26 protein-coding genes and 2 pseudogenes are annotated in these 26,934 nt (G+C 35.5%); 8 read left to right on the forward strand and 20 right to left on the reverse strand.

What is annotated here, in order from left to right; genetic code table 11:
* Positions 1-54: 54 nt before the first annotated feature.
* Both CIB29_RS11125 and CIB29_RS11130 read right to left on the reverse strand, forming a co-directional pair.
* Complete coding sequence (locus tag CIB29_RS11125; protein WP_094549704.1) at positions 55-1,134, reverse strand: RtcB family protein; 1,080 nt, start codon at positions 1,132-1,134, stop codon at positions 55-57.
* 218 nt (positions 1,135-1,352) lie between these two features.
* On the reverse strand, positions 1,353-2,237 hold the full coding sequence (locus CIB29_RS11130) for a diguanylate cyclase (protein WP_094549706.1): 885 nt from the start codon (positions 2,235-2,237) through the stop codon (positions 1,353-1,355).
* 103 nt (positions 2,238-2,340) lie between these two features.
* Here CIB29_RS11130 and CIB29_RS11135 point away from each other — a divergent pair, with 103 nt between their 5' ends.
* Positions 2,341-2,586 carry a helix-turn-helix domain-containing protein gene (locus CIB29_RS11135; RefSeq protein ID WP_094549708.1) on the forward strand — a complete coding sequence of 82 codons (246 nt, stop codon included), beginning with the start codon at positions 2,341-2,343 and terminating at the stop codon, positions 2,584-2,586.
* 369 nt (positions 2,587-2,955) lie between these two features.
* On the opposite strand, the gene CIB29_RS11140 is transcribed toward CIB29_RS11135, so the two are convergent.
* A complete protein-coding gene (locus tag CIB29_RS11140) occupies positions 2,956-3,267 on the reverse strand; it encodes a hypothetical protein (RefSeq protein ID WP_094549710.1) in 312 nt (103 codons plus the stop codon).
* 192 nt (positions 3,268-3,459) lie between these two features.
* On the opposite strand from CIB29_RS11140, the pseudogene CIB29_RS11145 reads away from it, so the two are divergent.
* Positions 3,460-3,807: pseudogene (locus tag CIB29_RS11145) on the forward strand (four-helix bundle copper-binding protein).
* A 67-nt stretch (positions 3,808-3,874) separates the two neighbouring features.
* On the opposite strand, the gene CIB29_RS11150 reads toward CIB29_RS11145, so the two are convergent.
* The 7 genes from CIB29_RS11150 to CIB29_RS18900 all read right to left on the reverse strand — a co-directional run bounded on the left by CIB29_RS11150 (position 3,875) and on the right by CIB29_RS18900 (position 8,725).
* Complete coding sequence (locus tag CIB29_RS11150; protein WP_094549712.1) at positions 3,875-4,495, reverse strand: class I SAM-dependent methyltransferase; 621 nt, start codon at positions 4,493-4,495, stop codon at positions 3,875-3,877.
* A gap of 215 nt (positions 4,496-4,710) precedes the next feature.
* On the reverse strand, positions 4,711-4,938 hold the full coding sequence (locus CIB29_RS11155; RefSeq protein ID WP_242965165.1) for an SHOCT domain-containing protein: 228 nt from the start codon (positions 4,936-4,938) through the stop codon (positions 4,711-4,713).
* Between the two features lie 16 nt (positions 4,939-4,954).
* A complete protein-coding gene (locus tag CIB29_RS11160) occupies positions 4,955-5,350 on the reverse strand; it encodes a hypothetical protein (protein ID WP_094549714.1) in 396 nt (131 codons plus the stop codon).
* A 365-nt stretch (positions 5,351-5,715) separates the two neighbouring features.
* Positions 5,716-5,958, reverse strand: coding sequence for a LysE family transporter (locus CIB29_RS19210; protein ID WP_242965166.1), 243 nt, complete (start codon positions 5,956-5,958; stop codon positions 5,716-5,718).
* A gap of 112 nt (positions 5,959-6,070) precedes the next feature.
* Positions 6,071-6,364 carry a LysE family transporter gene (locus CIB29_RS19215; RefSeq protein ID WP_242965167.1) on the reverse strand — a complete coding sequence of 98 codons (294 nt, stop codon included), beginning with the start codon at positions 6,362-6,364 and terminating at the stop codon, positions 6,071-6,073.
* Positions 6,365-6,456: 92 nt separating this feature from the next.
* A complete protein-coding gene (locus CIB29_RS11170) occupies positions 6,457-7,011 on the reverse strand; it encodes a plasmid pRiA4b ORF-3 family protein (protein WP_094549716.1) in 555 nt (184 codons plus the stop codon).
* Between the two features lie 1,543 nt (positions 7,012-8,554).
* On the reverse strand, positions 8,555-8,725 hold the full coding sequence (locus CIB29_RS18900) for a type II toxin-antitoxin system RelE family toxin (RefSeq protein WP_198543843.1): 171 nt from the start codon (positions 8,723-8,725) through the stop codon (positions 8,555-8,557).
* 429 nt (positions 8,726-9,154) lie between these two features.
* Here CIB29_RS18900 and CIB29_RS11175 point away from each other — a divergent pair, with 429 nt between their 5' ends.
* Positions 9,155-9,862 (forward strand): type II toxin-antitoxin system PemK/MazF family toxin, encoded by a 708-nt coding sequence (locus CIB29_RS11175; RefSeq protein WP_094549718.1) that lies wholly within the window; start codon positions 9,155-9,157, stop codon positions 9,860-9,862.
* A gap of 228 nt (positions 9,863-10,090) precedes the next feature.
* Here the strand turns inward: CIB29_RS11175 and CIB29_RS11180 are convergent, their stop codons facing one another.
* Entirely contained in the window at positions 10,091-11,293 is a 1,203-nt protein-coding gene (locus tag CIB29_RS11180; protein WP_094549720.1) for a hypothetical protein, read from the reverse strand.
* A gap of 130 nt (positions 11,294-11,423) precedes the next feature.
* Here CIB29_RS11180 and istA point away from each other — a divergent pair, with 130 nt between their 5' ends.
* On the forward strand, positions 11,424-13,025 hold the full coding sequence (gene istA, locus CIB29_RS11185; RefSeq protein WP_198543844.1) for an IS21 family transposase: 1,602 nt from the start codon (positions 11,424-11,426) through the stop codon (positions 13,023-13,025).
* Complete coding sequence (istB, locus tag CIB29_RS11190) at positions 13,022-13,792, forward strand: IS21-like element helper ATPase IstB (protein ID WP_094549724.1); 771 nt, start codon at positions 13,022-13,024, stop codon at positions 13,790-13,792. Before istA ends, istB begins: the two co-directional genes overlap by 4 nt.
* Positions 13,793-14,398: 606 nt before the next feature.
* On the opposite strand, the gene CIB29_RS11195 is transcribed toward istB, so the two are convergent.
* From CIB29_RS11195 to CIB29_RS11210, 5 genes and pseudogenes are all read right to left on the reverse strand, one after another.
* Entirely contained in the window at positions 14,399-15,526 is a 1,128-nt protein-coding gene (locus tag CIB29_RS11195) for a TnsD family Tn7-like transposition protein (RefSeq protein ID WP_479724523.1), read from the reverse strand.
* A gap of 117 nt (positions 15,527-15,643) precedes the next feature.
* A pseudogene (locus CIB29_RS19750) lies at positions 15,644-16,048 on the reverse strand (TniQ family protein); the annotation flags it as partial.
* Positions 16,049-16,103: 55 nt separating this feature from the next.
* Positions 16,104-17,795 carry an ATP-binding protein gene (locus CIB29_RS11200; protein ID WP_242965171.1) on the reverse strand — a complete coding sequence of 564 codons (1,692 nt, stop codon included), beginning with the start codon at positions 17,793-17,795 and terminating at the stop codon, positions 16,104-16,106.
* Positions 17,773-19,932 carry a Mu transposase C-terminal domain-containing protein gene (locus CIB29_RS11205; RefSeq protein ID WP_094549726.1) on the reverse strand — a complete coding sequence of 720 codons (2,160 nt, stop codon included), beginning with the start codon at positions 19,930-19,932 and terminating at the stop codon, positions 17,773-17,775. The genes CIB29_RS11200 and CIB29_RS11205 overlap by 23 nt, the downstream gene beginning before the upstream one ends.
* Entirely contained in the window at positions 19,913-20,770 is an 858-nt protein-coding gene (locus CIB29_RS11210; RefSeq protein ID WP_094549728.1) for a TnsA endonuclease C-terminal domain-containing protein, read from the reverse strand. Before CIB29_RS11210 ends, CIB29_RS11205 begins: the two co-directional genes overlap by 20 nt.
* Before the next feature lie 302 nt (positions 20,771-21,072).
* Between CIB29_RS11210 and CIB29_RS11215 the strand changes: the two genes are divergently transcribed.
* Positions 21,073-21,264 (forward strand): ribonuclease BN, encoded by a 192-nt coding sequence (locus CIB29_RS11215; protein ID WP_094549730.1) that lies wholly within the window; start codon positions 21,073-21,075, stop codon positions 21,262-21,264.
* 49 nt (positions 21,265-21,313) lie between these two features.
* On the opposite strand, the gene CIB29_RS18905 is transcribed toward CIB29_RS11215, so the two are convergent.
* Positions 21,314-21,775 carry a hypothetical protein gene (locus tag CIB29_RS18905; protein WP_242965173.1) on the reverse strand — a complete coding sequence of 154 codons (462 nt, stop codon included), beginning with the start codon at positions 21,773-21,775 and terminating at the stop codon, positions 21,314-21,316.
* Between the two features lie 660 nt (positions 21,776-22,435).
* Here CIB29_RS18905 and CIB29_RS11225 point away from each other — a divergent pair.
* Positions 22,436-23,221, forward strand: coding sequence for an NYN domain-containing protein (locus CIB29_RS11225; RefSeq protein ID WP_198543845.1), 786 nt, complete (start codon positions 22,436-22,438; stop codon positions 23,219-23,221).
* A 289-nt stretch (positions 23,222-23,510) separates the two neighbouring features.
* Here the strand turns inward: CIB29_RS11225 and CIB29_RS11230 are convergent, their stop codons facing one another.
* The 3 genes from CIB29_RS11230 to CIB29_RS11240 form a co-directional block, all read right to left on the reverse strand.
* Positions 23,511-24,020: a hypothetical protein gene (locus tag CIB29_RS11230; RefSeq protein ID WP_094549732.1), complete on the reverse strand. Its 510-nt coding sequence runs from the start codon at positions 24,018-24,020 to the stop codon at positions 23,511-23,513.
* 107 nt (positions 24,021-24,127) lie between these two features.
* Positions 24,128-24,964, reverse strand: coding sequence for a DUF1848 domain-containing protein (locus CIB29_RS11235; RefSeq protein WP_094549734.1), 837 nt, complete (start codon positions 24,962-24,964; stop codon positions 24,128-24,130).
* Positions 24,965-25,028: 64 nt separating this feature from the next.
* Entirely contained in the window at positions 25,029-25,274 is a 246-nt protein-coding gene (locus tag CIB29_RS11240; RefSeq protein WP_198543846.1) for a DUF5680 domain-containing protein, read from the reverse strand.
* A 190-nt stretch (positions 25,275-25,464) separates the two neighbouring features.
* On the opposite strand from CIB29_RS11240, the gene CIB29_RS11245 reads away from it, so the two are divergent.
* Complete coding sequence (locus tag CIB29_RS11245; protein WP_094549738.1) at positions 25,465-26,829, forward strand: ISLre2 family transposase; 1,365 nt, start codon at positions 25,465-25,467, stop codon at positions 26,827-26,829.
* Positions 26,830-26,934 lie beyond the last annotated feature (105 nt).

The following is a 26,934-nucleotide window of genomic DNA, read 5'->3' on the forward strand; positions in this document are numbered from 1 at the left end:
ACCAAATCGCAAGTTAGTATTTAGATGTAATAATTCAATTTTTTAATTTTACACTTATTTATTCGATAACATTTCCCATCCGCTGCCGATAAAATAGATTGATTTTTCAAACTCTTCAAGACTGATGGTTTCCTTAGCCTTTTTCCTGCTCATCAGCCTTCCTGCCCCATGAGGTGCGGAGTAATTCCAGTCTTTATTGCCTTTCCCAATGCAAATCAGACTTCCGTCCCGCATATTTATCGGGATTAATACTCTTTCGCCATTTCGGGCAGAAATAGCACCTTTTCTTAAAATCATGGTGTCCAAATCAATATAGTTGTGTATGGTGGTAAACTGTTCTTCTATTTCAAGCCCCATTCTGTTTATAATCTCGTCAACAATGGCCTTGCGGTTATATACGGCATACTGCTGGACTATTTTCATATCGTGCAAATAGTTGTTATAACTTTCCCCCTGTACATAGGCTAATTGTCTGCTGATTTTAACAGGGCTGATTTTCTGAATTTCATCCTGGATTTCTTTTTCACGCCCTTCTGCCTTCAGTTTCTTAACTATATCAGCCTTCAGCCTGTTTATATCCGTAAGTTCCTTATAAGCCAGTTCCTGATAGTATTCTGCAACCTGCTTTCCCAAATGCCTGCTTCCAGAATGGACAACAAGGTATAATGTCCCATCCCTGTCTTTGTTGACTTCTATAAAGTGATTTCCGCCTCCCAAGGTGCCAATACTCAACCTTGCTCTTTCAAGGTTAACATGTTTTTTACAGGCTAAACTATCAAAATCTATATTTTGAGCATATTTATGCTGTTTTTTTCTAATATCAAACCCTGAAGGGATATAATCATAAATAACCTTATCCAGTTTTTCAAAGTCAATCTCTTTTTGCTTTAATCTTATGGTTTCCATGCCGCAGCCTATATCCACACCAACCAGATTGGGCACAATTTTATCAGATATTGTCATTGTTGTGCCAATGGTGCACCCTGCACCGGCATGGGTGTCAGGCATAATCCTGATAACGCTGTCCTTTACGAACTCCTGATTGCATAATTCCGTGATTTGGGCTATTGCTTCACTCTCTACATTATCAGTAAACACTTTAGCGGTATTATATTTTCCCTTAATCTCAATCATGCTTTCACCTAATTTCCGGCCATTTAATAGATAAAACATTGATAATGGCGCTTAATAAATTCGATAGTATTTTAAAGTTACTATCCATAGTATCACAGCAGAACTAAAAAATAAAGTTTTAAAATAAAAAGCAAGTGCATCCGATTACAATCGTAATGTACTTGCCTGCAATTAGATTAAGGTTTAAAGAATATTAGCCGTGTAGTTATCCTCAAATATTATTGTACATATTTTATATATTTTATAATAAGTTTATCCAGTTTTATACTTAGTTCCAATAGTTCTTTATTAATTGATACGTTTGACTCCTGAACCACTTTACTGTTTAATTTGTCCCTTACCGTTTCTATTTTCTGTTTTAAATTCTTTAGTTCATCCGCTATCTGTCTTACTTGAACCTTTTTTTCATTTTTCTCTTTATACATTTTATTGTCAGCCATAGTTATCACCTTTTCCAGTTTATGAATAGAATCGGAGCAGGCTGTCCCTGTACTTATTTCAATATGAATATTTTCTGCCTTCCCTTTTTTGTTGATGCTTTCCCTAATCCTATTTATCACCTTTTTTACTACAACTCTTTTAGTGCTTGCAAGCAGTATAAAGAACTCATCGCCTCCATACCGTATAGCAATATCCTGTTTTCGAATACTATCTCTAATAGACTGCCCGACAATCCGTATAGCCTTGTCTCCCGCCAAATGGCCCTTATTGTCATTAAGGTGTTTTAAATTATCAATATCAATAATGATTAAAGAGAAACTAGGAGATGTGCAGGTGTCTAATGCACCTGACCTCAACTGTTCCCAATAGTTTCGATTGTACAAGCCCGTCAGTGAGTCCCTATATGCATATCTATATAAATTTCCTTGTGCTTGAATGAGAATCAAGTAGTATTCTGCGTTATCCAAATTAACCTTATCAGCAGTCATACTATAATGCTGAACATTGAAACTAACAGTATCGTCAACAGGCAAATGGTCAAAGATGTGGATATCTTCCAGGTACTTTTCAGCAGTATCCTTATCGATATTGCTGTAGTAAATCTCACCTTGCTGGTTTATCAATATGCATATTGTTTTCTCGGCTTTTACAAACTTCTTCATAGCACATTCTCCTACAAAAAATATCATGCGCTTTATTAGAACATATAAGTTTAAATGTTGGGTTAAACTTATAATGTTCTAATAAAACACAAAGGTGGTAAACATGAAACTAGTATTAGATAACGATAATCGAAATATCATCGGGCCTCGGTTAAAAGTTGCAAGGCTAAAAAACAACCTAACCCAGCAGCAGTTGTCCGCCAAACTGGAAACCATGGCCGTGTACATAGACAGAGCCAGCATCTCAAAGATAGAACAGCAGAAGCGCATTGTCACTGATTACGAGTTGTTAGCCCTGTGCGAAATCCTTAAAGTCAGTGTCAACTGGCTGTTAGGGTTAGAAAAATAACTCTTGTTCTAATATAGAACATTATAATATATATCCTTATTTTTGTAAATCCAACAGCCCCTTTTTCCTTCCCTTGCACCCTATACCTTATATGCGTCCACATGCACCCGCCTTGTTTGTTATATATTTAACCATCTTTCTCAGAGTGTAAACAAAAACACACTGTTAGCGCCGGCTTAAAAAATCCGCAAATCTATCAAATTTCCGATGTAAAATTACGTATTTGTGTGATAAAATAAAAAGAAAAAAGAAAGCTACTCATAACAGAGTTATGAAGTAGCAACAACAAAATCTTATGCAAATCATAACACAAAAGCCAGAAGTATTCCCCCTGCAAGAATGCCTACAGTCAATGAAGGAATAATTCTTTTAGTAAATATTGCAAGAATAATCACAACTAAAGGAATAAGCAGGGTGCCCTTGCTCTGTCAATACTCTTGCATAATCTCCTATTTGAAGGTACTTATAATTATAAGGTCTTGGATTTACAGCCTGCAACTCAAACCAAGCAAACCATCTATGAAGTTCCCCATCGGGCAACTGCACAGCATATAACATACCTACTTGAGGTGAAATGATAGTAGCCTCTGTCCCACTTTTTATCTCTGGTGGATGAAACACTAGTGATACAATTCTATCTTCAGATTTAAATTGTGGATAGCTCATACACCAAACTGCCATTATAATCCTCCCCTTAGCGCATTAATACATTTTATGAATCAAGCGACATAAATGTGATTATTTAAAACCATCTACAGTCCTAAATATTTAAATGGCCTTGTACATCAAAGGATTTTTCATGATTCCTAGAATAATAATACAGCTTGGGTTAAATACTAACTTCTGTATTAAATAAATGAAAGGATGATTAAAATGGGAATAGTAACTAAGACAACCGATAAGTATCAGGCATGCATAGATGCATGTAACAGATGCGCTCAAGCCTGTTTTGAATGCTTCAAAATGTGCTTGAATGAACCGGATGTCGGTGCCTGAAAAGGCTGCATAAGCATGCTCATTGAATGTGCATGTATCTGTAAAGAAGCATCAGCATTTATGGCAATGGATGCTCAGTATGCAAAAGACCTTTGCAAACTTTGTGCAACTATTTGTGACAAATGCGCTCAAGAGTGCGATATGTTCAAAGATGACCACTGCAAAAAGTGTGCAGACGAATGCCGTAAATGTGCTGATGAATGCAGAAAAATGGCTGGAATGTAATTTACCGAATAACCAGTAGATACCCTCTACTGGTTATTCGTTTTCAACCCAATTTAATTCAAGTTGGCTACTTTTCATTGTGTATCACTATTTTCTTTACAATATCACCAGTTAAGTTTGTAACTTCAACATCGGTGTATCCTGATTTATGAATATTTTCTATTGTTCTTCGGTTTATATTTGCACCGTAAGTATTTACAACAAGTGGGTTCAAGGCATCCATAATCAAGCCTAATACTTTCTTTTCACTCCTGACATGTTCAATCATAATAATTTTACCGGTAGGTTTGCACACTCTTCTAATTTCTTTCAATCCCTTTATCGGGTCTGGTACGGAGCAAAAGACGCAGGTTGCAAACACTGTATCAAAGGCATCATCGGGAAACTTCATATCTTGTACATCCATCTGGATAAGATTTACTTCCTTGTTAAGCCTCTTTGCTTTTTCCTTTGCTCTTTCCAACATTTTTTCGCTAAAATCTATTGCAGTAATATCAATGCCCTCAGGATAATATTCAATATTCTTTCCCGTACCTACTCCCACTTCCAATACTTTTCCCTCCAAATCTTTCATAACTTCCATTCTCCATTTTTTCAAAACCATAATTTCCATGGGTTTTTCAAGTAAATCATAGAATCGGGCTGCCCGGTTATATCGTCTCCTTATCTTTTCATCTATTTGACTCATTTTATTCTCTCCATTATTAGCCATTTGTTTAATTGAAAAGTTACATAATACTCTTAAGCCTATTTTTAATAGTAGTATCTTTATAAAAAGAATATTTCTAAAACGCGGTATAGTAGGATTATTATGAACAAAGGTGCTATATCATCATGTAGCACCTTTTGTGGCATATCTGAAACTGTACTCCTCCATCTACGATTAACTAAAACTTTCTGGCATCACCTTTTCATTATCAGCGCTTTTTTCTGCTTATATTCTTCTTCACTGATCTCGCCTCTAGCAAACCTTTCATTAAGAATATCTAAAGAATTATCATAACTTCTTCCATAACCTATATGGTTATGCCCTGATAGTCTGATTGCTGCATATACAATAACTGCAATTAAAATTAACGGAATAATCATTCCAAACCAGCCACCCATCATACCGTAGCCCCATCCCATCATAACAATCTCTCCTTTCTTATTCTTTATCGTGTTCTATAATATTTTCTAATTGGCCATGCCAATCGTGATACCAAACATCCCCGGTATAATAATTAACACTTAACATTCCAACTGGTTTATCGCCTTCATTTACATGGAATGTATAATATCCATAAAACTCATGTCCCTCATTTAAAACCGAAAAATCCTTATCTATACTTCTTTTCACATACTCATCACCAATTTTTACTGCTTCTTGTCTTTCTATTTGCTTTGAATCGTAGTTGTCTTGATAATTCCTATTCCATCCTGAACCTCTCATCATACTGGGGCCCATAATACCATACCCTCTTCCACCATGCATTCCGTATTTTTCATTCCACATCATATTAGGACCATATTCATAATATCTTATCTCTACGCATATTTTCACCTTCCTCCTAAAACTATAGTTTACCCCGAACATTAAGATATTACAGGCAACTTTTTATTCTTTAGTTTAAATTTTCATTTCGAATTCTTTTCTAATACCATTATAGAGTATAATTATGAAGATGTTATGAAGACATATATTCCGATATTAACCATTATTTATGTTGTAGAATCGTTTGAGGATACCTCTACAGAATACTAAATCTCTACCAGATGCTGTTAGCCTATATTTGCCATTTGTTTGCTAACATAAAAAATCTGTGAAAGTAATCAGTTTATCTCCTGAAAATATTTCACAGAGTATCAGTCATCTTTATTTTCATTTCATTGGACATTATTATGAGCCAACAACAAATAAAGTTCTATCTACCGATTAAATAGCATATGCCATCCACCAACAACAAACTTAATAGAGAATATAATAATAAAAGCACCTAAAAATAAGATAACCCGTCGGTATATGGTATCATTCATTAATTTCTTACCTCTTGAAAAAGCAGTAGATATTGCAGCAAACCATGTGAAATCTGATAAAATGTGTCCAATAAAAAAAGCCAAAACACCTATTATCCCTAAAACATAAGCCTGGCCGAATAGATTCCATCCCAATTGACGCCCACCAGAGAATAAAGTAAGGGTTTGTAGCGCTTACAAGTCCTCCTGCCGATACTAGGTTTCTCATCCCTGTATTATTCCTTGCTCCTTGATTCTCTAAAGAAACCTACTTATTTATACCGGATTTTATCATTCCATACCCCATCCATGCAAAAAAAGCGCCTCCAAACAATCCAATAAGTCCTGCGACTGTCGGATTAGAAAAGAAATCTTTAAGTCCAAATGTCATAATAATAATTAATATAAGTTCCAGGATTCCATGTCCTAATACTGCCAAAGGGCCCGCTGTCCACCCCTTTTTAAGACTGCCGTCAATCGTAATCCCTAACATAGGCCCAGGCATCATTGCTCCTGAAAAGCCTATTAAAAAAACACTAACAAAAATTCCCCACAAAACCATATTAATAAACCTCTCTTAATCAAAAGCAACTTTTTCACAGTGAGGGATATTCTCTATAAATATTCTTATTCCCCTTACTATCCCCCGTACTTTTACTTTATCATCTTCAACACATAATTAACTTCATCCACGCTAAATTCTTCAGGGTCAAAAGAGCCTCCCACCCATTCAAGCATGGATTCATGCTCTGGATGCTGCGGGTCTTGGATTGCTTCAAGGAAATCTTCATATCCCCACGGTCCCCCTACATCTTCAGGCGGGCAGTTTCTTTTACCACCGATACATATTGGATATTTAATGCCTTCTTCCGGGTCAAGCACCTTCTCAACAATAATGTCATGTCTCCAGTCATCACCAAAATCGTAAACATACCTGAATTTATCCTTGGGTGCAAAGTTCATACTGTTTAACTTTACCCTTTTTGCACTTTTTACTTCATATCTGCTGTAAAAGTCCCAATCATCATCTTTTTCCCCTATAATCATATCACCCAGCCTGAACTCATAAAGATGGGATTCAAACCACCCCATCGCATACTGGATTATCCTGTGGAGTTTAAAAAACGTAATATCGTCTTTAACCAATACCCTTCTCCATACAGGAGGCTTTACATCTTTTAATGTTATTTTCAACTGAAGAATTTTCATACTTTCACGGCTCCTTTTACTTTTATTTATGAATTTTCCATTATCAATTATCTAAATACCTGCTTTGTTAACACCTTAAAATCCTCACAAAATTGCTTCCATCAGAATTTTATATCAACGTTACGTTGGTGTAGTTACCTATATTTCTTACACTATTACTCAATTCATTTAGATAAAACTCTGCGGCAACTGTAAGTGCAAAATGCATCAATAAACATTTTGTCGCAATTAAATGATTCAAATATTTTCTTATTGCGACAAAATAATGAGACATATGCTTATTTATTAGTTTTACTCCTCTTTAGATAAACAATAATATGCTCCTGTGCTCACGTTTATTTTTTTGTAACTAAATGCGACATGTTGCATTTTAATTGCATCATTTTATCCTTACCTCCCTTTATTTTAATAGGCCTTATCTTATAATGAAAGTACTTTTCTGTTTTAAGATTTTTCATTCATATCATTTTGGAAACAGAAAAAACACCCCATGTTATATATAAAGTGCAAATAAAGTTCTGTTAGGATTGAAGATTTAAGGCTTACTCCTTTACAGGTAAGTAAATAATATAATTACATCCTCATTCTTGTATCAAGAATTATAAAATATCAGAACTATATTTTCTTTTTAATACAACTTTATCCTTCATGAAAGAACTTTTCTGTTTCTAAAATTTTTGCCCCTATGAATTTTGGAAACAGAAAAAAGCCCTATGTTATATAGTAAAAGTAAATAAAGTCCTATTATAAATTTCCTTTAATCCCCATTTGTCTTGTGCCTTAAAACTCCTTTAAATTTAGTATTTTCATTAGTATTTTCAAGACTTTCCCTTATTCCTTATCCCTTTTTATAAAACTACTTTATTTTTGCAACAACTAATTACCCCCTAAATACGCCCAAAATTTTTTCCTGTTTTCCTTACCCCTAAATCCTTAATCCTAACTATGTATAACCAAAATAAAATCACAACAAAAATCAAATAAACTCCTTTCACAAATCCCCCTCAAACCCTTGATACTACTTACTTGTTATTCTCTTCCAATTTCCCATTTAATTCCTATTCACTTATTCCTCACTTCCTAAAGTCCTTTCATTCCTAAATTTTTGGGGCAAAAAATGAAAATAAAGTGCTTTTAGGATTGAGGGTTAAGGGGGAAGGATTAAGGAGTTTTATTTCCATTTCTCCTCTTCATTTTTTCTCCCATCATTTCTTCTAATCCATTGATTTCACTGACTTTAAGCCTTATCTCACTTTTCTATTCTAATGAGAATTTCTAATAAAAAAACATGGCTTAACCGAGATTCCTTATCCCTTTTAAACCATGTTTTCTGCAAGAACTTTATTTTCTTCCTATCGATAATTTGCAAAATGAAAGGAGTTTATTTGATTTATACATAGATACAGGGATTAGGTAACAGGTAATAGGTTAATAATATTTTCACCGTTGTTTACCGAATACATGACTATCTTATGAATAAAAGTTTTATATTCCTGTACAACAACTCTATAGATTTTCATATACCTGCCTCTGTTCTCTATATCTATAACCAGTATAATAAGTTCTTTATCATTCTCGGTAAAAATAACTCATCCCCAACTCTAAGTCTATAATACTCATAGCCTTTTAACTTCTTTACATCGCCCTTAGGCAATCCATAAATAGCAGACAATATTCTCTTTCTTTGCTGAGTATCCCTAATATTAAACTTCATGCATTTTCGCTAATGTTAATTTTGTGGTTCCAATTGATTAATTTCTAATTCCATTAGGATTGTTGCATGTTGATAAATTCAAGTTCTTAAAATTATAATTTCTAGCGTATCAGGTTGGACTTATTCAATATTACCCTTAAATATCTGTCATTTTAAATATATCTTACCTGATTTTTTCTTGATATCTATTAAACGTTTTCGAAGTATCTACATGTAAATCGTTTAACTTTAATAATATTATTTCAATTGCATCCTTATTCATTTTTCTTTCTCATTTTTAAAAAAACAAATCCCAGGTCTCATCCCCTCCGTAAAATTTATTATAAAATACAAATATATTAAAATTTACATTATAATACATTAAAACTGTTAATTAAACTTTTTTCGTGGTATAATGTCCCTGATGTGTAGAAAGGGGGCGAAGTATGTTTGGAAATCAAAGAATTAAAAACTCAACAAGATTTAGAGAATAGTTTAACTCAGGTCTTAAATGAACTTAAAAAAACAATTTTGAATGATTTAGATTTTAAACAAGCAAAACTATTAACTTATTGGTTAAACGACTGGAATGAAAAATTTTTAAAAAATGAGAAACAGTTTGACCCGAAAAAACTTATAAAATATAGAAGAGGCAATATTGTATCCGTTCATTTAGGCTATAACATTGGCTCAGAACAAGGTGGACTTCACTATGGCTTAGTAATTGATAATAATAATGAAAAAAGTTCTAAAGTAATAACAATTATTCCTTTACGTTCTCTAAAAGATAATGAGAAACCAGAAGATATTGATGACAGGTTTGAACTCTATTTAGGTGATGCGATACTTACAGATAAAATTAAATTTTTAGAAAACCAAATAGCCTACTTAGATGAGCAAATAAAACAGTCAACAATTAAAGATAAAAGTCATATATTATGTAGTAGAAAAAGGGATAGATATATGAAAGAGTTGAATAATCTAAAAAAAGGTTCTGTAGCCATAGTGTCCCAAATAAGGACAATAAGCAAAATGAGAATTTATGAACCTATAAAAGCCTATCATTCTTTAAGCAATTTTATACTTAGCACCGATAAATTAAATGAAATCGATAATATGATTAAAAAATTATTTTTAGGGAAAACTATCGATACATAAAAATTTTGATAGAGGTCTTGACGAAATTATAAAAATGTATTAAAATTTAATTACTAAAACAATGTTCTTTAAGGTTTTCTTAAAGAACCGTCCATTTGGACATCACGAATACAAAAAATTATTTTAAGAGCCCCTTAGCCATATGCTAAGGGGCTCAAACGTTATCCCTGTCACTTATAATACAGTTCCTCCTATATTGATAAATACATGAATTTTATTGTTAATATATTAATATAGAATTACATGGCTATCATAAATATGACATCTACCTTCATATTTAATACACTTATTTTCTTTAGTATCTGTAATATGGACAAACTCATAGTAGTTATCCTCTGTGTCTTCAATCCATTGTGAAATAATCAAATATCTATTATTTATATATTCTTCAAAGGATATGTTCCTATCTTTTTTAAAACATAAATTATAATCACAATTATAGATTCCTTTAATCTCTATAGAATCATCTGATTCTATTTCTTCATATATTTTATTATTATCATATATTAATCTACCCTTAACATCTTTGTGGTTTATTTCCTTCACAACAGTAGATTCAAAATTTGTTTTATTTATCGCAAATATCTTCTCTATTTGAGTTATAAAATCCTTTTCTCTAAAATATATATTTTTGTCATCCATTCCAAGATATCTTACCCAGCCATTAATATGCCTTTTACAAATAACCTTAAATGGTACATTTTGTTCGCCAATTTTAATAGTTTTTACAAAATCATTTATGTTGATTAAATACAATGCCTCTATTTCTTTAACTAAATCCTTACTTAACTTGTTTGATTGAATTAAATTATAAATATCTTCATACTCCCAATCATCCATATAAGTCTCATTAAATATCAAATATTGTTGATTGTCGTGTATAAATGTAGGTAATTTATTTATTAAACCATGTACTACTGAAAGTCCATCCACTAACCTCAAGTCTTTTATAAAATATATTTTATCCTCTGATAAGTCACATAAATAAAGGTAATGACTATACCCCTTCTCCTTATTTTCAGTATATTTCCTTTCATTCATTTCATCTATATCCCCATAGAATACGAAGTAACGGTTGTTGATTGATATTGGAATAGAAGTGATTTCCTCCTTAATCTCAAAGGAGTGCATTGATTTAATTTTCTTCGTTATCTTGTTTAAGATATCTATCTCTACTTTATGTGGAAATTTCATCTTAATTATGAAAATCTCTTCTCCAAAAATATAAGCATATTGATTATAAAACTCATAATGAGGAATTTCATATCTATATATTTCTTCTACAGTATTCGAATTAAGATTATATCTGCTAATACAATAATAATATTTTTCTTCTATTTTATTGTCTTTTGAAAATATGATTTCATTAGTCTTATAATCTAATATCCTTGTATTTAAACCAGAATAAGGTCTTAAATCAATAATCTCCACTAATATACTCTCCTCAATGATTACTTTTGTTTATGCTAATCTAAAAATGGACCCCGGTTATAATTGAAAAATCCCCCCCTGACAGGTAAACTCTCTTATGTAAAACATGCATAAGAGGGGGCAAGAGGAGTTGATTAAGTTGAGCCAGAAGCAGCAAATTATCATAGCAGCATATTTGGAAAATAAAGCAAAAAAGGCTATAGCAAGGGAGTTGGGTGTTAACGTAAAGACTGTAAGAAAGTATATTGCGGAATATGAGGCAAGCAGGCAAAAACTTCTAGATGCCGGTACTATTGATGATATAAGAGAATTGACTGACAGTATAGTCGAAAAGCCTACATATGATTCTAAAAACAGATCCAAGAGGAAGCTAACTGATGAAATCATAGAAAAAATAGAATTTTATCTTAAGGAGAATGACTACAAAAGGAGTATCGGTCAGTCCAAACAGCAAAAGAAGAAGACAGACATATATGAAGCATTGATTGCTGAAGGTTATGATATTAGCTATCCCACTGTTGTAAATACAGTAAATAATCTATTGAGCAAAGGAGCTGAGGCCTATATAAAAGCTGAATATGATCCAGGAGATGTATGTGAATTTGATTGGGGTGAAGTAAAATTATACATAGATAATGAGTATAAAGTTTTGCAGTTGTCTACTTTTACAAGTGCAAAGGGTAATTTTAGATATGCAAGATTATTTACAAAGCAGGATACGGCATGTTTTCAAGAATCTCATGCATTGTTTTTTGATAAGATATCCGGGGTTTACAGGACAATGGTTTATGACAACACAAAGGTTGCAGTAAAAAAATTTGTTGGGCCACATGAGAAGGAGCCTACTGAGGCATTACTAAAGCTGTCCATATACTATGGCTTTAAATTCAGGTTCTGCAACATACGTTCCGGAAATGAGAAAGGCCATGTGGAGCGGAGTGTGGAGTACATCCGCAGGAAAGCATTCGCATTTAAGGATCATTTCAGTTCAATAGAGGAAGCAAATGAATATCTTGAAAAAGTATGTGACCAATTGAATAACAGGAAACAAAAGCTTAACGATAATAAGACTGCTTTTGAAATATTGGAAGAAGAACGTGAGGGGTTATTACCCAAAATGCCTATGTATGATGCTGCAAGGATTGTAGAGCCCCGTGTTGATAAGTATTCCACTATAATTATTGATACATGCCATTATTCTGTCCCTGACATGTACGTAGGTAAAAAAATATTTACCAAGGTATATTCAAACAAAATCCTATGTTTTTATGAAGGGGTCAAAATAGCAGAACATAACAGGAGATATAGGTTTAACGAGTGGGATATCAAGATAGAGCATTATGTGAACACATTAAAGAGAAAGCCGGGAGCTCTAGCCAGCAGCACAGCAATGCATCAGGCAGATCCCAGGCTTCAACAAATCTACAGTAGGTATTATATCAAAAGGGAGAAGCAATTCATAGAGTTACTGGAATTAATTTCACAAAAAAGTATAGAAGAAGTTGAAGAAGCAATTTCAGCTTTAGAAAAGATAAGCCCTCTTGATGTAACGACTGAGAAGATAAAGGCAATTTGCAACCGCTCACAGGATGTAACCTTAACAGGAAGCAGCGCAGAATATAATGCCAAAGTCTGTGAAATAACTGCAAAAGCTGAGGAAATGCTTGAAAAATTTAAATATCTGATACCCACTTCTTCTGAAGAATTTACGAAGGAGACGGTAATTATATGAGTATAAAAGATAAGAAGGAAATGTATAAGGATATAGAAAGGTATGCAACATTTTTAAGACTTCCAGCCATAAGGAAATACTTCGAAGAGGAGGCAAAAGAATCAAGTACAAGAGATGTAAGCTATGAAGAGTATTTATTACGGCTATTAGAGAGGGAGCATGATCTAAGGCAAGAACATGCAAAGCAGAACAGGATAAGGCTTGCCGGTTTCCCGTATAAAAAATATATTGAAGATTTAAAGGTTGAGGATTTACCAGAGGATGCCCAAAAGAAACTTAAGACGCTAAGTTCTCTTGAATTTATATCTACCGGTCAAAACGTGATACTCGCAGGGAATCCCGGTACAGGTAAAACCCATCTTGCGATAGGATTGGGCATAAAAGCTTGCCTTAAAGGCTATAAGGTGCTTTTTACGGCAGTGCCTATACTGATAAACCAGCTTAAAGAGAGCCGTTCAGAGAAAAGCTTGCGGGCCTTTGAAAATAGGTTTGAGAAATATGATCTGGTTATAGCAGATGAACTAGGTTACATTTCCTTTGATAAGGAAGGATCTGAACTGCTGTTTACCAATCTATCATTAAGAGCCGGGAGAAAATCAACAATTATAACTACTAATTTATCATTTGAAAGGTGGGGAGAGATATTTAAGGATCCTGTCATGACAGCTGCAATGATTGACAGACTAACTCACAAAGCTTACATAGTGAATATGAACGGTAACTCATTCAGGCTCAAAGAGACCAGAGAATGGATGCAGAAACAATAATTTTAACAACCATGTCATAAGAAGGGGGGCGATAGTTTAAGAAGTTTATTTAAGGATACCTGAAGCTCGGGAGAAAAAAGTTTTTTAAGTGCGGTTTACAATGAGAGGTTCCTGTATGATAGCCTGTTAAGGCGCCAGCCGCCCATCTCCCTCTATGCTCGAACTTCATAGCCATACTTCGAGGGGGTGGGGGCTGGCCGCATCGGCTGGCTAATCATAGAGGGGAGGCTTGTTGTCAACTGGATTCTTGAAAAAGTTTTTTCCCTATGTGAAAGGAACATGTTAATGTTAATTATTTACACTAATGTCATCTTTAAGGGGGGTAAAATTTAATTATAAAAAGGTCCATTTTTCACTTGACAAATACATACTTTAAAATAAAATTTATTTTAATTTCTACTTATGATATGTCTCATTATATCTTATTTTCAACACTGGTTCCATTGGTGATGGTTTGTGATTTTTTAAGTAGAACACTTTTAAAGTATCGTCTTAAGTTTTCTATTATCGCTTAAGCACTAGGATGAGTTTCACAAACTCAGTATTATATGTCTTCTCAATAATACCTAAACATGCAATGTCTTATCCTTATATGTAGTCTTGAACCTACCATTTAAAATTACAATCATATCCTTTATTCTTTAATACCTGTTCTATTTCCTTATAAATTTCTTTCATATATCTTGTTTTAACACCTGCTGTTTCTGCCAAATTCCATAATGTCATCGGTTTCCCTTGCTTCTCTAGTTCATTTATAGACCACTTAATTTTTCTTATATGAAACTCTTCCATACTTTCCACTACAGACTCAATATATGCCTTAGTCAATGGAAGTTTCTCTTTCTTCTTAGAGAGCCAACCGCTAATCCCTAATCTACTTCCTATTGTTGTCCAAGTTATCCTTTCAGGCTTGCCTTCTTTCATCTCTTTTACAACTTCTTTTACTTGTGGTAGCAATTCAGCATCCCTTTTAGCCCAATCAACGGTATTAACTACTGTTTGTATCCTGCGATAGTTTTGTTCTAACCATTCGCTATCATATTTTTTCAGCCATGTATATAATCCATCATTTTTTCTTCTTATCTGGTTACTACTTATATCGGCATGCTGAGCGTGAAGTTGAAGCCATTTCTTCCTAAATTTTTCTCTTTTTATTTTAAATTCTTCAGTATCAGTATATTTTTCGTGAAGGTATTTCCCACCGCCGTTAAACTTCCAAAATGGTTCAATTCCAAGTCTATCGATACTTTTTCTAATTGTCTTGGTGGATGATTTTAATACTTCTGCAATTTCTCTAATCGATAATCCTGACTGGGCAAGTTCTATCAGTCTCTGGTCCCACAGTTCCTGATAAGCATCAATATTATTCTCATCTTCATCATTAAAACCAAGTTTTATATTAAACAAATCAGCGACAGGAATATCAAGAAATCTCGCTAGTAATAGATATCTTACTGTATAAGTTGTTCTATTATTTTTTCTTACCATATCTGATAACCAACCTCCGCTATTATTCGATACAGGAGATTGAACTAGTTGTAAATATTCATGTCCATAAAAGTCTACAAAGTCTTGCTTTAATTTCTTCTGGTAAATATAGTTATTCATTCTTGCATAGCCTTTTTCAACTAACTTGACTCGGAACTGACTTTGAAACCATTCAGGCTCCTTAAATCCAAACTGATTGTTTAAAAGTATTTCTGCATCCTCTGCCATCCAAAGCATCTTCTCCATCAAATCATTTGAATAACTTATTTCTTCTTCTACTATACAGTTCTTATGAGATGCACTGATGTACCTCTGCCTGTTTCCTGCTCTTATAAGTTCCGTACTATTATAAAGGGGTATTTTATGTTTAGAACATACAAATACCCCTGTAATTTGATGGCTTCTGTGCCAGTATGGTTCCCCAAATGTTTCTATATCTTCTTTGAAACACTCAGGGCAAAATCTAAAATACTTATTTAAGGTAATGGAATTTGATATTAAACCTATTCTTATGTAGGAAACAGCACCCTCACCGTTTCTCATAGTTTGAATTATTTTTTTAGCACGTTCCTGAGGAATAAATGCTGCAAGAAAAGGAAATAAGGTGTGCTTAAAGATAAAGTATTCTGCTGTATATTTTGTATTTACAGGCATATTTTCGATTAATGCATCGAGTTGTGTAGGCAGTTCCATTACTGCTATACAGTTCCTTGTTCCAAACAAGTCCTCAAAGTTATGAATTTCCTTTATGTTTCCACTTCGCATACAATAGCGTGCTAACTACTATATAGTACTTCATCTGGATAAGGCACAGGAAAAAAGTTCACCATACCAACTCCATAGAAAAAATATCATCCTCAAAACTTATAATATATTCCGCTTCCTTTAAGGACTTGTAAGCGCTTTTATTATCCTTTTTCCCCTGTTCAACAACAGTTCGGATATCAAGTGGATTTGCCGTACTCTGTTTTTCCTTTCTTCCTTTTACCTTCCTTATTCCCTTTTTCTCTGGCTCTTCCTTCATGCCTTCATCTTTAAGCAGCGCCATCGCATCTTCCACCATGCCCTCTGCACTTACATCCTGATTTTGAGAAAGCATGGTATCAATTATTTTCTGAGCCTTCTTAGCATCCATTCCTAAATCAACAAGTTTTAATACGGCTTCCTTTTTCTCCTCCATGAGGTTTTCCTGCTTCATTTTGTTTTGCCTTTTCTTTATTTCCTTTGCCCGCAAATCCAGGTTAATAGATTCTTTGGTTCGGGTTAAAAAGTCATCGAAATCAATACCAGTCATGCAGATATCTTCATATTTAGCAATTTCTCTGATGTTGCCAGTCTTTAAGGCAGTCAGCATTGGCTGTACTAATTTTAAGTTTTCCTTCGCCGCCTTCCTAATAATATATGGAGTTATCTCTTCCTTTCCTGATGAAATGGCGTAGGCTTGAGCAATAGCATAGACTTTTTTTAATAAATCAGGTATCCCCTGCGTTTCTTCATATAAAATACTGCTTATTTCAGGAGTAAAGGGAGTTTCTTTCCTCGTCCACTGGTAGTGCCATATAGAACTTACTAATAAATCCCACACCTCATCTTTTTGAATCCTGTCGCATACCATATCGCCACCAAGACCTGACCCTCTTCGTGCCTGTCTGAAATCCCCCTGAAGTACCTTAACTGCCTTTGGGGTTCCCACTAAAATAACTGGCACCCCTACATTATTTACAAGGTTTACAAAGAAATTCAGCATTTTTTCGCTTCCTCCCGATTTAGCCATGCTTAAATGCTGGATTTCATCTATAATTAATATGCCTAAAGAGCAGTTTCTGACTACCTGATTCATCACCGTCATCATGGCATCTGCTGTTGCCCTTGTCCTCATCATCTTTTGATAATAGTTGGTTCCCAATAGCCTGTCTATTTCTGAAAAAAATTCATACAGCAATCCCTTGATAGACCCGTCATGAGGACACTCTAATTTTACCCATACTACCTGATACGCTGAAAAAGGGATGCCTCTATACTCCGAATGAACAATAACTTGTGGATACATATTTAGTATACGCTTTAATGAAGATGTCTTCCCTAATCCCGATATGCCTATAAGAGTAAATCCAAAGGATGATGGATAAAATACGTCATCATCCTTTGAATTAACAGGATTCGTTCCATAGTAGTCTCTGCAAAAGCCCTGAGCCAGTTTACTTCCAAACGGATTTCGAAAAACATACCCCTGACGCAGGGCACGTGATATCTTTCTTTCCAGTTCTATGTTCATTGGTAAGGGCTGAAAGACTTGAAAGAGCCTGTCTACCATATAAATTCTGTAGTGGCTGTCCAACTTCCTTTCATTTTGGTGGTATTGAGGATAAAAAGCCAGTTTTTCTACCACTTTATGAGGAGAAAGAAGATTTGGAAGTGCTTCTATGAAAGGATTATCCTGATAATCTGGTATCACCTGTTCCTTATATTGTGCTTCTTCTGCCATGCTGCCATTAGGAATTATTATCTTCTTCACCCTTCAGCACCTCCTTCTGCCTTTTAAAAAGCAACTGCAGGGTATTCATCCCTTCTTCAAAATCTTCTTCATTAAATACGCTGCTGTCATAATCTCCTTCGTTATTTCCTAGTTTAAATGCTTCTTCCGCCCTTCTTGCTGTTTTTTCAATCTTCCTGTTTCCCCTTATGTTTTTTACCCTCTGCCTGTCGCTCTCTGCAGTACTTGTCTCCCTTTTATAATCTTCATCCGCCTGTTTTACGATATCTTCTATTTCTGCAATCAGTTTTGTTTTTGCTTGTGCCACCGAATCTTTACTTTTCTCTTTCTGCATTCTTTCTACCGCCAACAAATACTCTATTTCCTCAATTGCTTTATCTTTATATCTGGTACTGCTCTCTATTAAAAAACATTTCTCATATTCTTTGGGATTATCGCCACAGACATAAATGCAGTTCATATTGCGTGGGTCGTAACTTATCTTTACTCTCCACCTTCCATTTGTCCGTGCATTTGCAAATACATCATTTTTTAGCATGTTCGAAGATGCATAATACATATCTTTATATTTTATTCCTTTTTCAGTAACTACCGCTGTATCAGAAGGCATAAGGGCCAATTTAACAATGTCCTCCGATATACTCCGCAGGGTTCCTCCCCTGTTTGCAATTCCCCAGTTCCAAAGTTCAATGGGAATGCAGGGGACATCATCCTCCACCATCATCTCGTCCCGCTTATAGTAATCTAAGTGATAATAGTTATTGTGGTATAAAATGCACTTTATCATAATCTGTGTAAACTGGTATAAATCAAGTTTTGCTTTCAGTCGGTAGTCCTTGTCCCCTCTTTCCCTGCCGTCTAAATCTACAGAACCAGGTAAAAATGGCTTTACCCTCTCATTGGTAAGGCCAAAGAACCGTTCTACCGCCGATTTTAAGTCTGCACGGTATGGAGGTGTATTCTGCACTTTTATATTCAGCATGTTTATAAGGTTTTCAATATTTCCTCCTTCTAATTCCCCTCTATCAGCGATAATAGTCTCTGGTAAGTAGTGGACTGGCCAATCCTTTTCCTCTATTTCAATACCGTACTGCTTGCAGTATTCTACTTTATTCATAGTTGCATTTAAAAGCGCCATCATGGCACCAGTATAGGAGCCACTCTCCAGTCCTATATAGATTCCGCATATCATACGGCTAAACTTGTCAATTACTGCATAAATGGCAGGTCTGCCTATGACCCAGTTTCTATTAAACCTTGATACTAAGTAGACATCACCTACCTGGCAGTCTATTTCAAAAGTTCCAGGCTGCATTACTCCGCTTAAAGCACTTCCCGTTATGGCTCTGTACTGCTTTAGAAATTTCTTGTTGCTATAGCGGCTAGTTATCTCTTTTTTAATACTGCGCTCCTTCTCAAACCAATATCTGAACTGGCCAAAACTCGGAATCTCTGATTGAGGTTTTATGACAGGTATCTTTACGCCATTTTCTTCTTTAAAGCCGTCTGTAAAATATTCTTTCCTCATCAGTTCATATGTCAGCGTAAGAGAGTTTTTTGCTGTAGTGTAATAATATTTATTAACAGCAATGCGGAAAATTCTTTTAATATCCTCGGTTACATTTACCCCTTCTCCATTTATGTCCTGATACTTCCTTGGCCTGCCCCTTTTGGCATTTCCAGCCTTCCTCTCTTTACCTTTTCCCCCGCAGTTCCTATAGTCTGGTATTAAGGCATTAGGTGTTTTCCCTCTTTTCCAGTACCGCTTAAGATACTCAAATACCCACAATTCACTTATATTATGAAATGCAGAAGCCTCACGAACTGCCTTCCTCCTGAAATGAGACTCAAAAATTTCTGGTTCGCAAGCCACCATATCCTTAATCACTTTCCAAGCATTGTCCCTCATCTTTTTATGTTTTTCTGGAATATCTTCTTCTTTTAATATAACTGCAAGCGTGTCATCTTCTTTAATAACTGCCCTTCCATTTATCAGTGCACTATCTATGTCTGCAGTACTACGCAGATATGGGGCGCTGTTTTTATTAACATCAATAACATACACTAATTCTTCATCCATCCAAAGTACTCTTTCTATGCTGGTACTTTCACTTTCATCCTTCCATTCGATTAGCGAATTAACTGTATATTTTAACAACCTCATGCCCTCCTTTACCGCTTGTTTCAGGCAGGCGCAGTGAATAACCGCTCTCATTGAGATTGATAGGCTTATCCATATCAAGGGCTATCCTTTTTCCCGCAATTAAATGCTTAAACAGCAGTAACCCTGCCCCCGCATCCAAGGAATAGTCCTTTTCAAATCTTGATATAATTTCCCTGATATTCTGCTGATTATCTATAAGCCTATATAAAAGTGCGTCTAGTAATTCATCAAAATCATCTTTAGAAAGCCCGTTGCAGTCGTCGGAAGTCATCGCCGAATGAATCCACTCTATATTTTTTGCCCTAACATCGTTGATGTCCTTATTTGTCACAATACCCCAGTTAATTCCTTTAGCAGTCCAGTATCTTCTTTCAATCTCCAGTTTTTCAATTGTAGTCTTTTTTGATAATTCCGATGCATATTTTATGCTTCTTGCAGCGAAATTCTTTTGTCCATCAGGATTTAACAGCGTAATTAAAAATGTTGTAGTTAATATGTAGGGTTCTTTTGTTTTCTTATCTATAAACTTATCCAGTTTTAAATCTGCAGTATCTTCCAGTACTGTCTCCAGGTCTAAAAGCGGATAATGTTCCCTAATATCTACTACTTTTTCTTCCCAGTCTAATAAATAAAAGTATTTCAATTGAGAGTCAGAGAAGAAGTGGTGTATTCGCTGTGTAGTCCAGCCAAATATCCTTGTTGCTCTTCCCATCGAAGGATAATCTTGTATAGTAAGCCAGGGCTTATATTCCTTCCCTTCTCCCTGTCCCCTGCCTTCTTTTATCCATCTTTTTAACTTGTTTTCATCCCAATTTGTGTTTCTTTTGGCCACGCAAACACCTCCATATGTTAGGGATTAGAGACTATGGTTTAGGAATCAAGGATTAGTATAATCGTAATATCCCTTATGCCTTAAACCTTATCCCTAAACTCCTAAATTTCAAAATAAAAAATGCCACTGACTCCAAGACACCTTTTACTTAGATGTCTGTGTCAATGGCATTTAAACCATCTATGCTGTGTATTTTATTTTAACATAAAACAACTTTATTTTAAACGTCAAAATTATTGCTTGAAATGATATGTAGTAATCGGATAAGATTCCATACAATCTCGAACATAAGGAGGTATTTTATGAGGCATAGTGTTTTTAGAACTTTAAAACTGCTTATCTTGGGGAATATCTTTTTAATTCCTCTTTCCATTGTTGTGGAAAACCTTATCATTCGCTTAATTATCGGCTCTGTAGCAGGCATTTCATTTATTATGCTTCTATCCTTTATTACCAAAATTGAGGCTATATACACAAAAGACAAAAAGTATTGAGTTAAAAGGCATTAGCAGGATATTATTCCCTAATGCCTTTTTTCTTGCTTTAGTGAATAGTATTATCTATAATTTTGCAGTTCTTTATAAAATCCCAATACACTTTTATCTCATCTCCATCTAGCATCTCATAAATGCTTTCAATATATTCGTAAAACTCTTGATATGACTTTAAAATATATGGTTTCATCTTTGCTTGTAGATGCAGGAGTGAATTATTACAATACACACAATCCCGCAGAACTAAGAATTCTGCTACACTCAGTTCCATGTGAATATCATCTTCTCTGTCATTGGCTACTGCTATACAAAGAAACAACTTTGTCCTTATAACCTCTGTATTGCTAATACCTTCTTGTATAGCAAGATTATCATACAATTCCTTCTCAAGATTTAGTACTTCCAGGTGTTGATTTATCTGTCTTACTAAATTTAATAACAACTTTTTCGGAATCTTTAGTGATATAGAGTCATTTATATATTTCCAATAAGTTTCTTCTCCATTCAGCATTATAATAGTCCTCCTTACATTCTAAAATTCCATCTTTTTGCTTCTATATCATAAGAAGGATATTATAGGCATTTCAAGATTGTTTTGATTTAATCAAGTGCTACCACATCGTTTCACCAATGCCGCTGTCTTGAAATCCGATAATTAAATCCTTATAAAACCGCTAAATCTTATGAAAAAAACAATCCGTCCATTTGATATCAAAGGCTTGCTCCAATTTTATATTTATTGAGTGATGGTATAACAAATACCGAAATTACCCATCTTTTCTTTTTTCACAATTTTTTATATAAAGTGTATTGATAAGTCAGTTAAAACAGAAATATTCAAAGTACTGTCAAAAATTAAACTCTTACTTTAGTATAACATACAAGTTTGATTTCACTGCAATAACTCATTTTTATTAAGTTTTGCTAATAAATATACAGTTAATTCACCTTTATAAGCATTGAAATTAGTATAATTATTCTCATAATTTTCATATTTTTGAGTTATTGCAGCAGAATCAAGTTTAGAGTATTTTTAACTAATATGATAACAAATCTTTATAAATCTAAATCTACGTCAATTGCTAAAATAATCTTGAAAAAACATCCATATATTAATACAATATATCCATATTGTAGGTTTTTGAGAAATTATGACAGGAGGTATATGATTATGAATAATAATGAATATGAAAAATGTTTGAAAATGGTTAATGAGAATTTAAATGGTAATGTTGCCATATTCGTTGACTATGACAATATATATCACGGTTTAAGAAGTTTTGCATTAGATGCAAACAGTGACGAATATGATATTTTTAACTTACTTTGGCGATTATATAACCGTGATGTAGTGAGGGTATTTAGAGCATATGCGGATTATGACCAAATTAAGGTGTCTTTAAGAAATATCCAGCAAAAAAGAGTCCAAATTAGACATGTTTATGGTAATGGATTAGGAGAAATGTTTAGAAAAAATGCTTCAGATATTGAATTATCAATAGATGCCATAGAAACTTGCTATAAAGATATATCCGTAAATACTTTTGTGTTTGTTACTACGGATAGTGATATGATACCAATAATGAGCAGAATGATATATAAAGGAAAAAAAGTACATTTGCTGTATATTGGGGTAAATTCTTCACAATATCAGGATATTACACAGTATGCACATGTGTCTTATGACTTAGTAAATATATTTGATATTAATACTGAAAGAGCAAAACCTGAATTTTGGAAAGATTCAGTATTAGAGCATATTAGTAATTGGTACTCTGACCCAAAAAACAAAGGCAAAATCTATGGTGCAAAATGGTTAAATGAAGATATGCAGCAAAAATTCCAAATGTCTCAAAAGTTGGCGAGCAGTGTCATTCAGTATTTGGAAGAAAACAGGTTTATAACAAAAGAATTAAATACTGAAAAAGGTATTGAAGGCTATATAATAAATAGTTAAAAAAAGGGTTGATTTTTAACTCTATTTTGCATATAATAATATCAAGAAATTAATGTTTCGATTTATTAATGTTTCGGTTTTTATTGTTTCGTTATTTTAAAGTTTCGAATTATTAAGATTAATAAAGGCTCTGTGTATATAGAGCCTTTATTACATTTAGTTAGCCAATTTTGGTATCTTTATATTTGTACTTTGAGTCTTTATTCTCATTTTTTTAACTTTCTCCATATGGAACAGTTGTAAAACTAAATCCTGCTGTTCTTTTTAAGTTGCTTAACATACTTTAAAATCAATGATAAAACCACTTAGTCGGCAATAAAAATGTCCACGGCATTGTAATAATAGCAATAGTAATTGCTACTTTTAATCTTAACTTCTTGTCTTCAATCTGTTTTTTAAAAGTAAATTTATAATTAAATACAAATATAAAAACTGCAGATATCAGCATGGAAAATATTATTATTGCAACTGCCGCAGGATGGCTAAATGGGTCATAATTTATTCCTGCAATCAATTCATTAGGTAATTTCAGGGAATTTCCGACCGCCCCCAATAAAAATAGTATTGAAGCACCTATAATATCTGCTAAAAATCCAAATATCCAAACTTTTAATATGCTTTTCTTATAAAATGTTTTTAGGTTGTTTTGTACATTACCCAACCTGAACACGAAAAAGCAAACCATTATTACCAATGAATCAATGATAAAATTACCTATCAGCGTTATCATGATGACTGGAGGTAAAAACAATAAAAACCAAATTGGAAAAATTATATTGTATAATGTTATTTTTTTCATAAATTCTTTGCTCCTCAAATTATATTTTTCACTTTAGTTATCGGATACCTTTAATATTCTCAATACATATTGACAAATAACTTTTCCGACAGGAAACTGTATTTCAATTATCTCGCATAACAATAAAGGCACTCATGCCCGCAACTCTGCCCACTATATGCTCCAATATCTCTTGACCTGGTACATCCGCATTCTTTTCTTTGCCCTGCATCTTTTGCATGTGAGGCTCTTTTCCCGAACAATGCTTCAAGGTAGGCCCCGTCTATACAATGTCCCTTCTTCACCCCAGGTACTCCTTCAATGATGGGGCTGGTACATGTATAAATAGTAGTCCCATATTTATCTGCAATTTCCACTAATTGGCTTACTAATTCAATCTGCTGTTGCTGTGAAGGAATTAAATAGGTAAACTTCGATGCTTTCATTCTTTGTTCCACTTTTTTATATAAGCAAAGAAAACTTATGGTACAACGATTGACTCCAAAGGAAGAAATATCCCTGCATAAAGCCTCAAACACCTTTAGCCTTGCTCTTTCAAAGTTATCTGGTGTCGGATTTTTCTCTCCCTTGATACTAAGAATGATAGGGTCAAATCTCCAGTTTATTTGCTTAGGCGAGTAGTTTCGAGCCAGTTGCTCCATCTGCCTCAGCGCTTCTTCTGTATCAACAACATTTGGTTCCAGGAATTTGGAGTAGCCCGTGATTGTAAACTGAAAGTACAGATTATACAGCGACAAATATCCAGGGTTTTTAAGTACATTGGCAAACGACTTTGACCACAGGCATATGGAATGCACCCTTTCAGGAGACAAGTCTACCATATATGTTGATTTACTGTAAGGATTTTTTACCATTACATATTTATTTTTCAGACATTCCTGAAGCCAATCATAATAAAACGCAGGAATATCCGTTCTTCTGCTGCAACTTATTATCTCAAGCATCGGTTTTGGATAATGCCTCCATAAAAAGTTTGTGTTTACGGTGTGTGTAAAATATTTAATACTATTATTTTATATATCCGCCATGAAAAGACAATCTATATATTTCAATACCACCAAAGCATATTGCCTCATTCCCGTTAAACTCAGATATATCTCCCTGCCATGAACATTTATAAACAAACCCATCCTGTTCAAATAAAGCAGGTCCTCTGAATGGGTTTTCAACAGGAACTGCCTTTAATGCACTTTTCAAGCATTTGCTGAATCCTGGCGGAACTTCATCAACGAGCATCTTCCCATAGTAATTCATGTGTGAGTAAAATATTTGTGGGTGACATTCAGGAATGATTCCCCGACGAGGGTTGCGAACTTTTGTTCGCGACGCTCGTCGGGGCCACCAAGCGAAGCGCGGTAGAAAAAAGCAAATGTCATGCAAAAAGGACTCTCTCCCTGCTATGATGGTGATGACCAACATCCATAAAACAGGAGGGAGAGAGTCCATGAAACATCTTACCACAGAATGGCCTTTATTAAAAGAGCTGGAGGAACAATTAGTCAGAACTCTTCAAAAGGTGTTCGCTGTCTTGTTGGCGGCCCTTTTGGAGGAGATTGATCAACAACTGGCGGAAGCGCGGGACAAGCGCCGGTATCAGCTGAAAGACAAACGGCCGACCACGATCCAAACGCTGTTTGGAGAAGTGACGTTTCGACGGAACTACTACTATGATCGGCAGGCGGGGGCGTATACCTTCTTGCTGGATGCCGAACTGGGCTTTGATGGAGCGCAGTCGATCAGCCCTTGCCTCGAGGAAACGGCGGTCGAGTTGGCCGTAGAGTGCTCTTCCTACCGCAAAGCGGCCCGTACGTTGGAGTCGATCGTGGGGTATGCGGTCATGAGCCACGAGGCGATTCGCCAACTGGTGCTGGAGGCCCCTGTCTCGCTGCACCACCCTGTTTCCAAACGGCACGGCCGAGTGCTGTTTGTGGAGGCGGATGGGCTGTTCATTTCCCGCCAGGGGAAAGGGAAACGGGCGAAAGAAGAGAAAATCCTGGCGGTTCACGAGGGATGGAAACGAAACGGTTCGCAGCTCAAGCTCGTGAACCGGCGCCACTACCTCCATGAAGGGGTGGGAGACGTGTGGGAACGGTTTGAAGAGTGGCTGATGAACGAATATGCCTATGACCCGTGCCGGGACCTTTTGATCATCAACGGCGACGCGGCGTCGTGGATCACAGCCTGCCGGGAGTATTTTGGAAAGCGAGCCTGCTTTCAGCTGGATCGATTTCATGTGGCGCGGGAGCTGCGCCAATGCCTCTCCGGCCATCCGCGTTGGCGGGAGGTGCGGAAGAAGCTGGCGAAACAAGACGAAGAGGGGCTTCTGGTGGAGCTGAACAGCGCGGTCGGCACGTTGGGGGACGAAGGCAAAGAACAACAGCTGGCCGCCTTGATTCGCCGGATCGAGTCGATGCCGGGATGCATCCGGGACTATCGGGAGTGGCTGTCGGAGCAAGGGGTGGAGACGACCGGCATGCGTCCGATGGGCCACGCCGAGAGCGTGATGAGCCGGTTTGCGCATCGGGTGAAATCCCGCCGCAGCTGGAAAGACCAAGGGCTTCGGGCGTTTCTGAGGGCGATGGCAGCCCGAATCGACGGGATCGGGTGGAGAAAGGGACGGTGGGAGGAGCAAGAGCCCCAGTCGGCCGTCTCGGCCTCAACAAAGTCCAAGCGGATCGAACAGGCCAAACGGAAGGCCGGACGGTTATGGGCAGATGTGGTGCGTCAGAATCTACCGTGTCTGCAGCGGTCATCCGGGACGCCGATCCATCAAGCGTTGTCGGCGCTCCGGGATGGTGGTTGGGTGTAAAAAAATGGAATATCGTATCATCGCCTCAAGATGAGGGATGAGAGTCCGAAAGCGCTTACGATATTAATTCCTGAAAATGGTTCGCTAACTAGTGATTGACAACGC

The organism is Petroclostridium xylanilyticum, assembly GCF_002252565.1.
Lineage (GTDB): Bacteria > Bacillota > Clostridia > SK-Y3 > SK-Y3 > Petroclostridium > Petroclostridium xylanilyticum.

Bases quoted from the DNA above. Each gene is read 5' to 3' on its own strand.
- CIB29_RS11125 (WP_094549704.1), bottom strand. From the start codon at position 1,134: ATGATTGAGATTAAGGGAAAATATAATACCGCTAAAGTGTTTACTGAT.
- CIB29_RS11130 (WP_094549706.1), bottom strand. From the start codon at position 2,237: ATGAAGAAGTTTGTAAAAGCCGAGAAAACAATATGCATATTGATAAAC.
- CIB29_RS11135 (WP_094549708.1), top strand. From the start codon at position 2,341: ATGAAACTAGTATTAGATAACGATAATCGAAATATCATCGGGCCTCGG.
- CIB29_RS11140 (WP_094549710.1), bottom strand. From the start codon at position 3,267: ATGGCAGTTTGGTGTATGAGCTATCCACAATTTAAATCTGAAGATAGA.
- CIB29_RS11150 (WP_094549712.1), bottom strand. From the start codon at position 4,495: ATGAGTCAAATAGATGAAAAGATAAGGAGACGATATAACCGGGCAGCC.
- CIB29_RS11155 (WP_242965165.1), bottom strand. From the start codon at position 4,938: ATGATGGGATGGGGCTACGGTATGATGGGTGGCTGGTTTGGAATGATT.
- CIB29_RS19215 (WP_242965167.1), bottom strand. From the start codon at position 6,364: ATGGTTTTGTGGGGAATTTTTGTTAGTGTTTTTTTAATAGGCTTTTCA.
- CIB29_RS11170 (WP_094549716.1), bottom strand. From the start codon at position 7,011: ATGAAAATTCTTCAGTTGAAAATAACATTAAAAGATGTAAAGCCTCCT.
- CIB29_RS18900 (WP_198543843.1), bottom strand. From the start codon at position 8,725: ATGAAGTTTAATATTAGGGATACTCAGCAAAGAAAGAGAATATTGTCT.
- istB (WP_094549724.1), top strand. From the start codon at position 13,022: ATGAGTATAAAAGATAAGAAGGAAATGTATAAGGATATAGAAAGGTAT.
- CIB29_RS11195 (WP_479724523.1), bottom strand. From the start codon at position 15,526: ATGGAGAAGATGCTTTGGATGGCAGAGGATGCAGAAATACTTTTAAAC.
- CIB29_RS11215 (WP_094549730.1), top strand. From the start codon at position 21,073: ATGAGGCATAGTGTTTTTAGAACTTTAAAACTGCTTATCTTGGGGAAT.
- CIB29_RS18905 (WP_242965173.1), bottom strand. From the start codon at position 21,775: ATGCTGAATGGAGAAGAAACTTATTGGAAATATATAAATGACTCTATA.
- CIB29_RS11225 (WP_198543845.1), top strand. From the start codon at position 22,436: ATGAATAATAATGAATATGAAAAATGTTTGAAAATGGTTAATGAGAAT.
- CIB29_RS11230 (WP_094549732.1), bottom strand. From the start codon at position 24,020: ATGAAAAAAATAACATTATACAATATAATTTTTCCAATTTGGTTTTTA.
- CIB29_RS11235 (WP_094549734.1), bottom strand. From the start codon at position 24,964: ATGCTTGAGATAATAAGTTGCAGCAGAAGAACGGATATTCCTGCGTTT.
- CIB29_RS11240 (WP_198543846.1), bottom strand. From the start codon at position 25,274: ATGAATTACTATGGGAAGATGCTCGTTGATGAAGTTCCGCCAGGATTC.
- CIB29_RS11245 (WP_094549738.1), top strand. From the start codon at position 25,465: ATGAAACATCTTACCACAGAATGGCCTTTATTAAAAGAGCTGGAGGAA.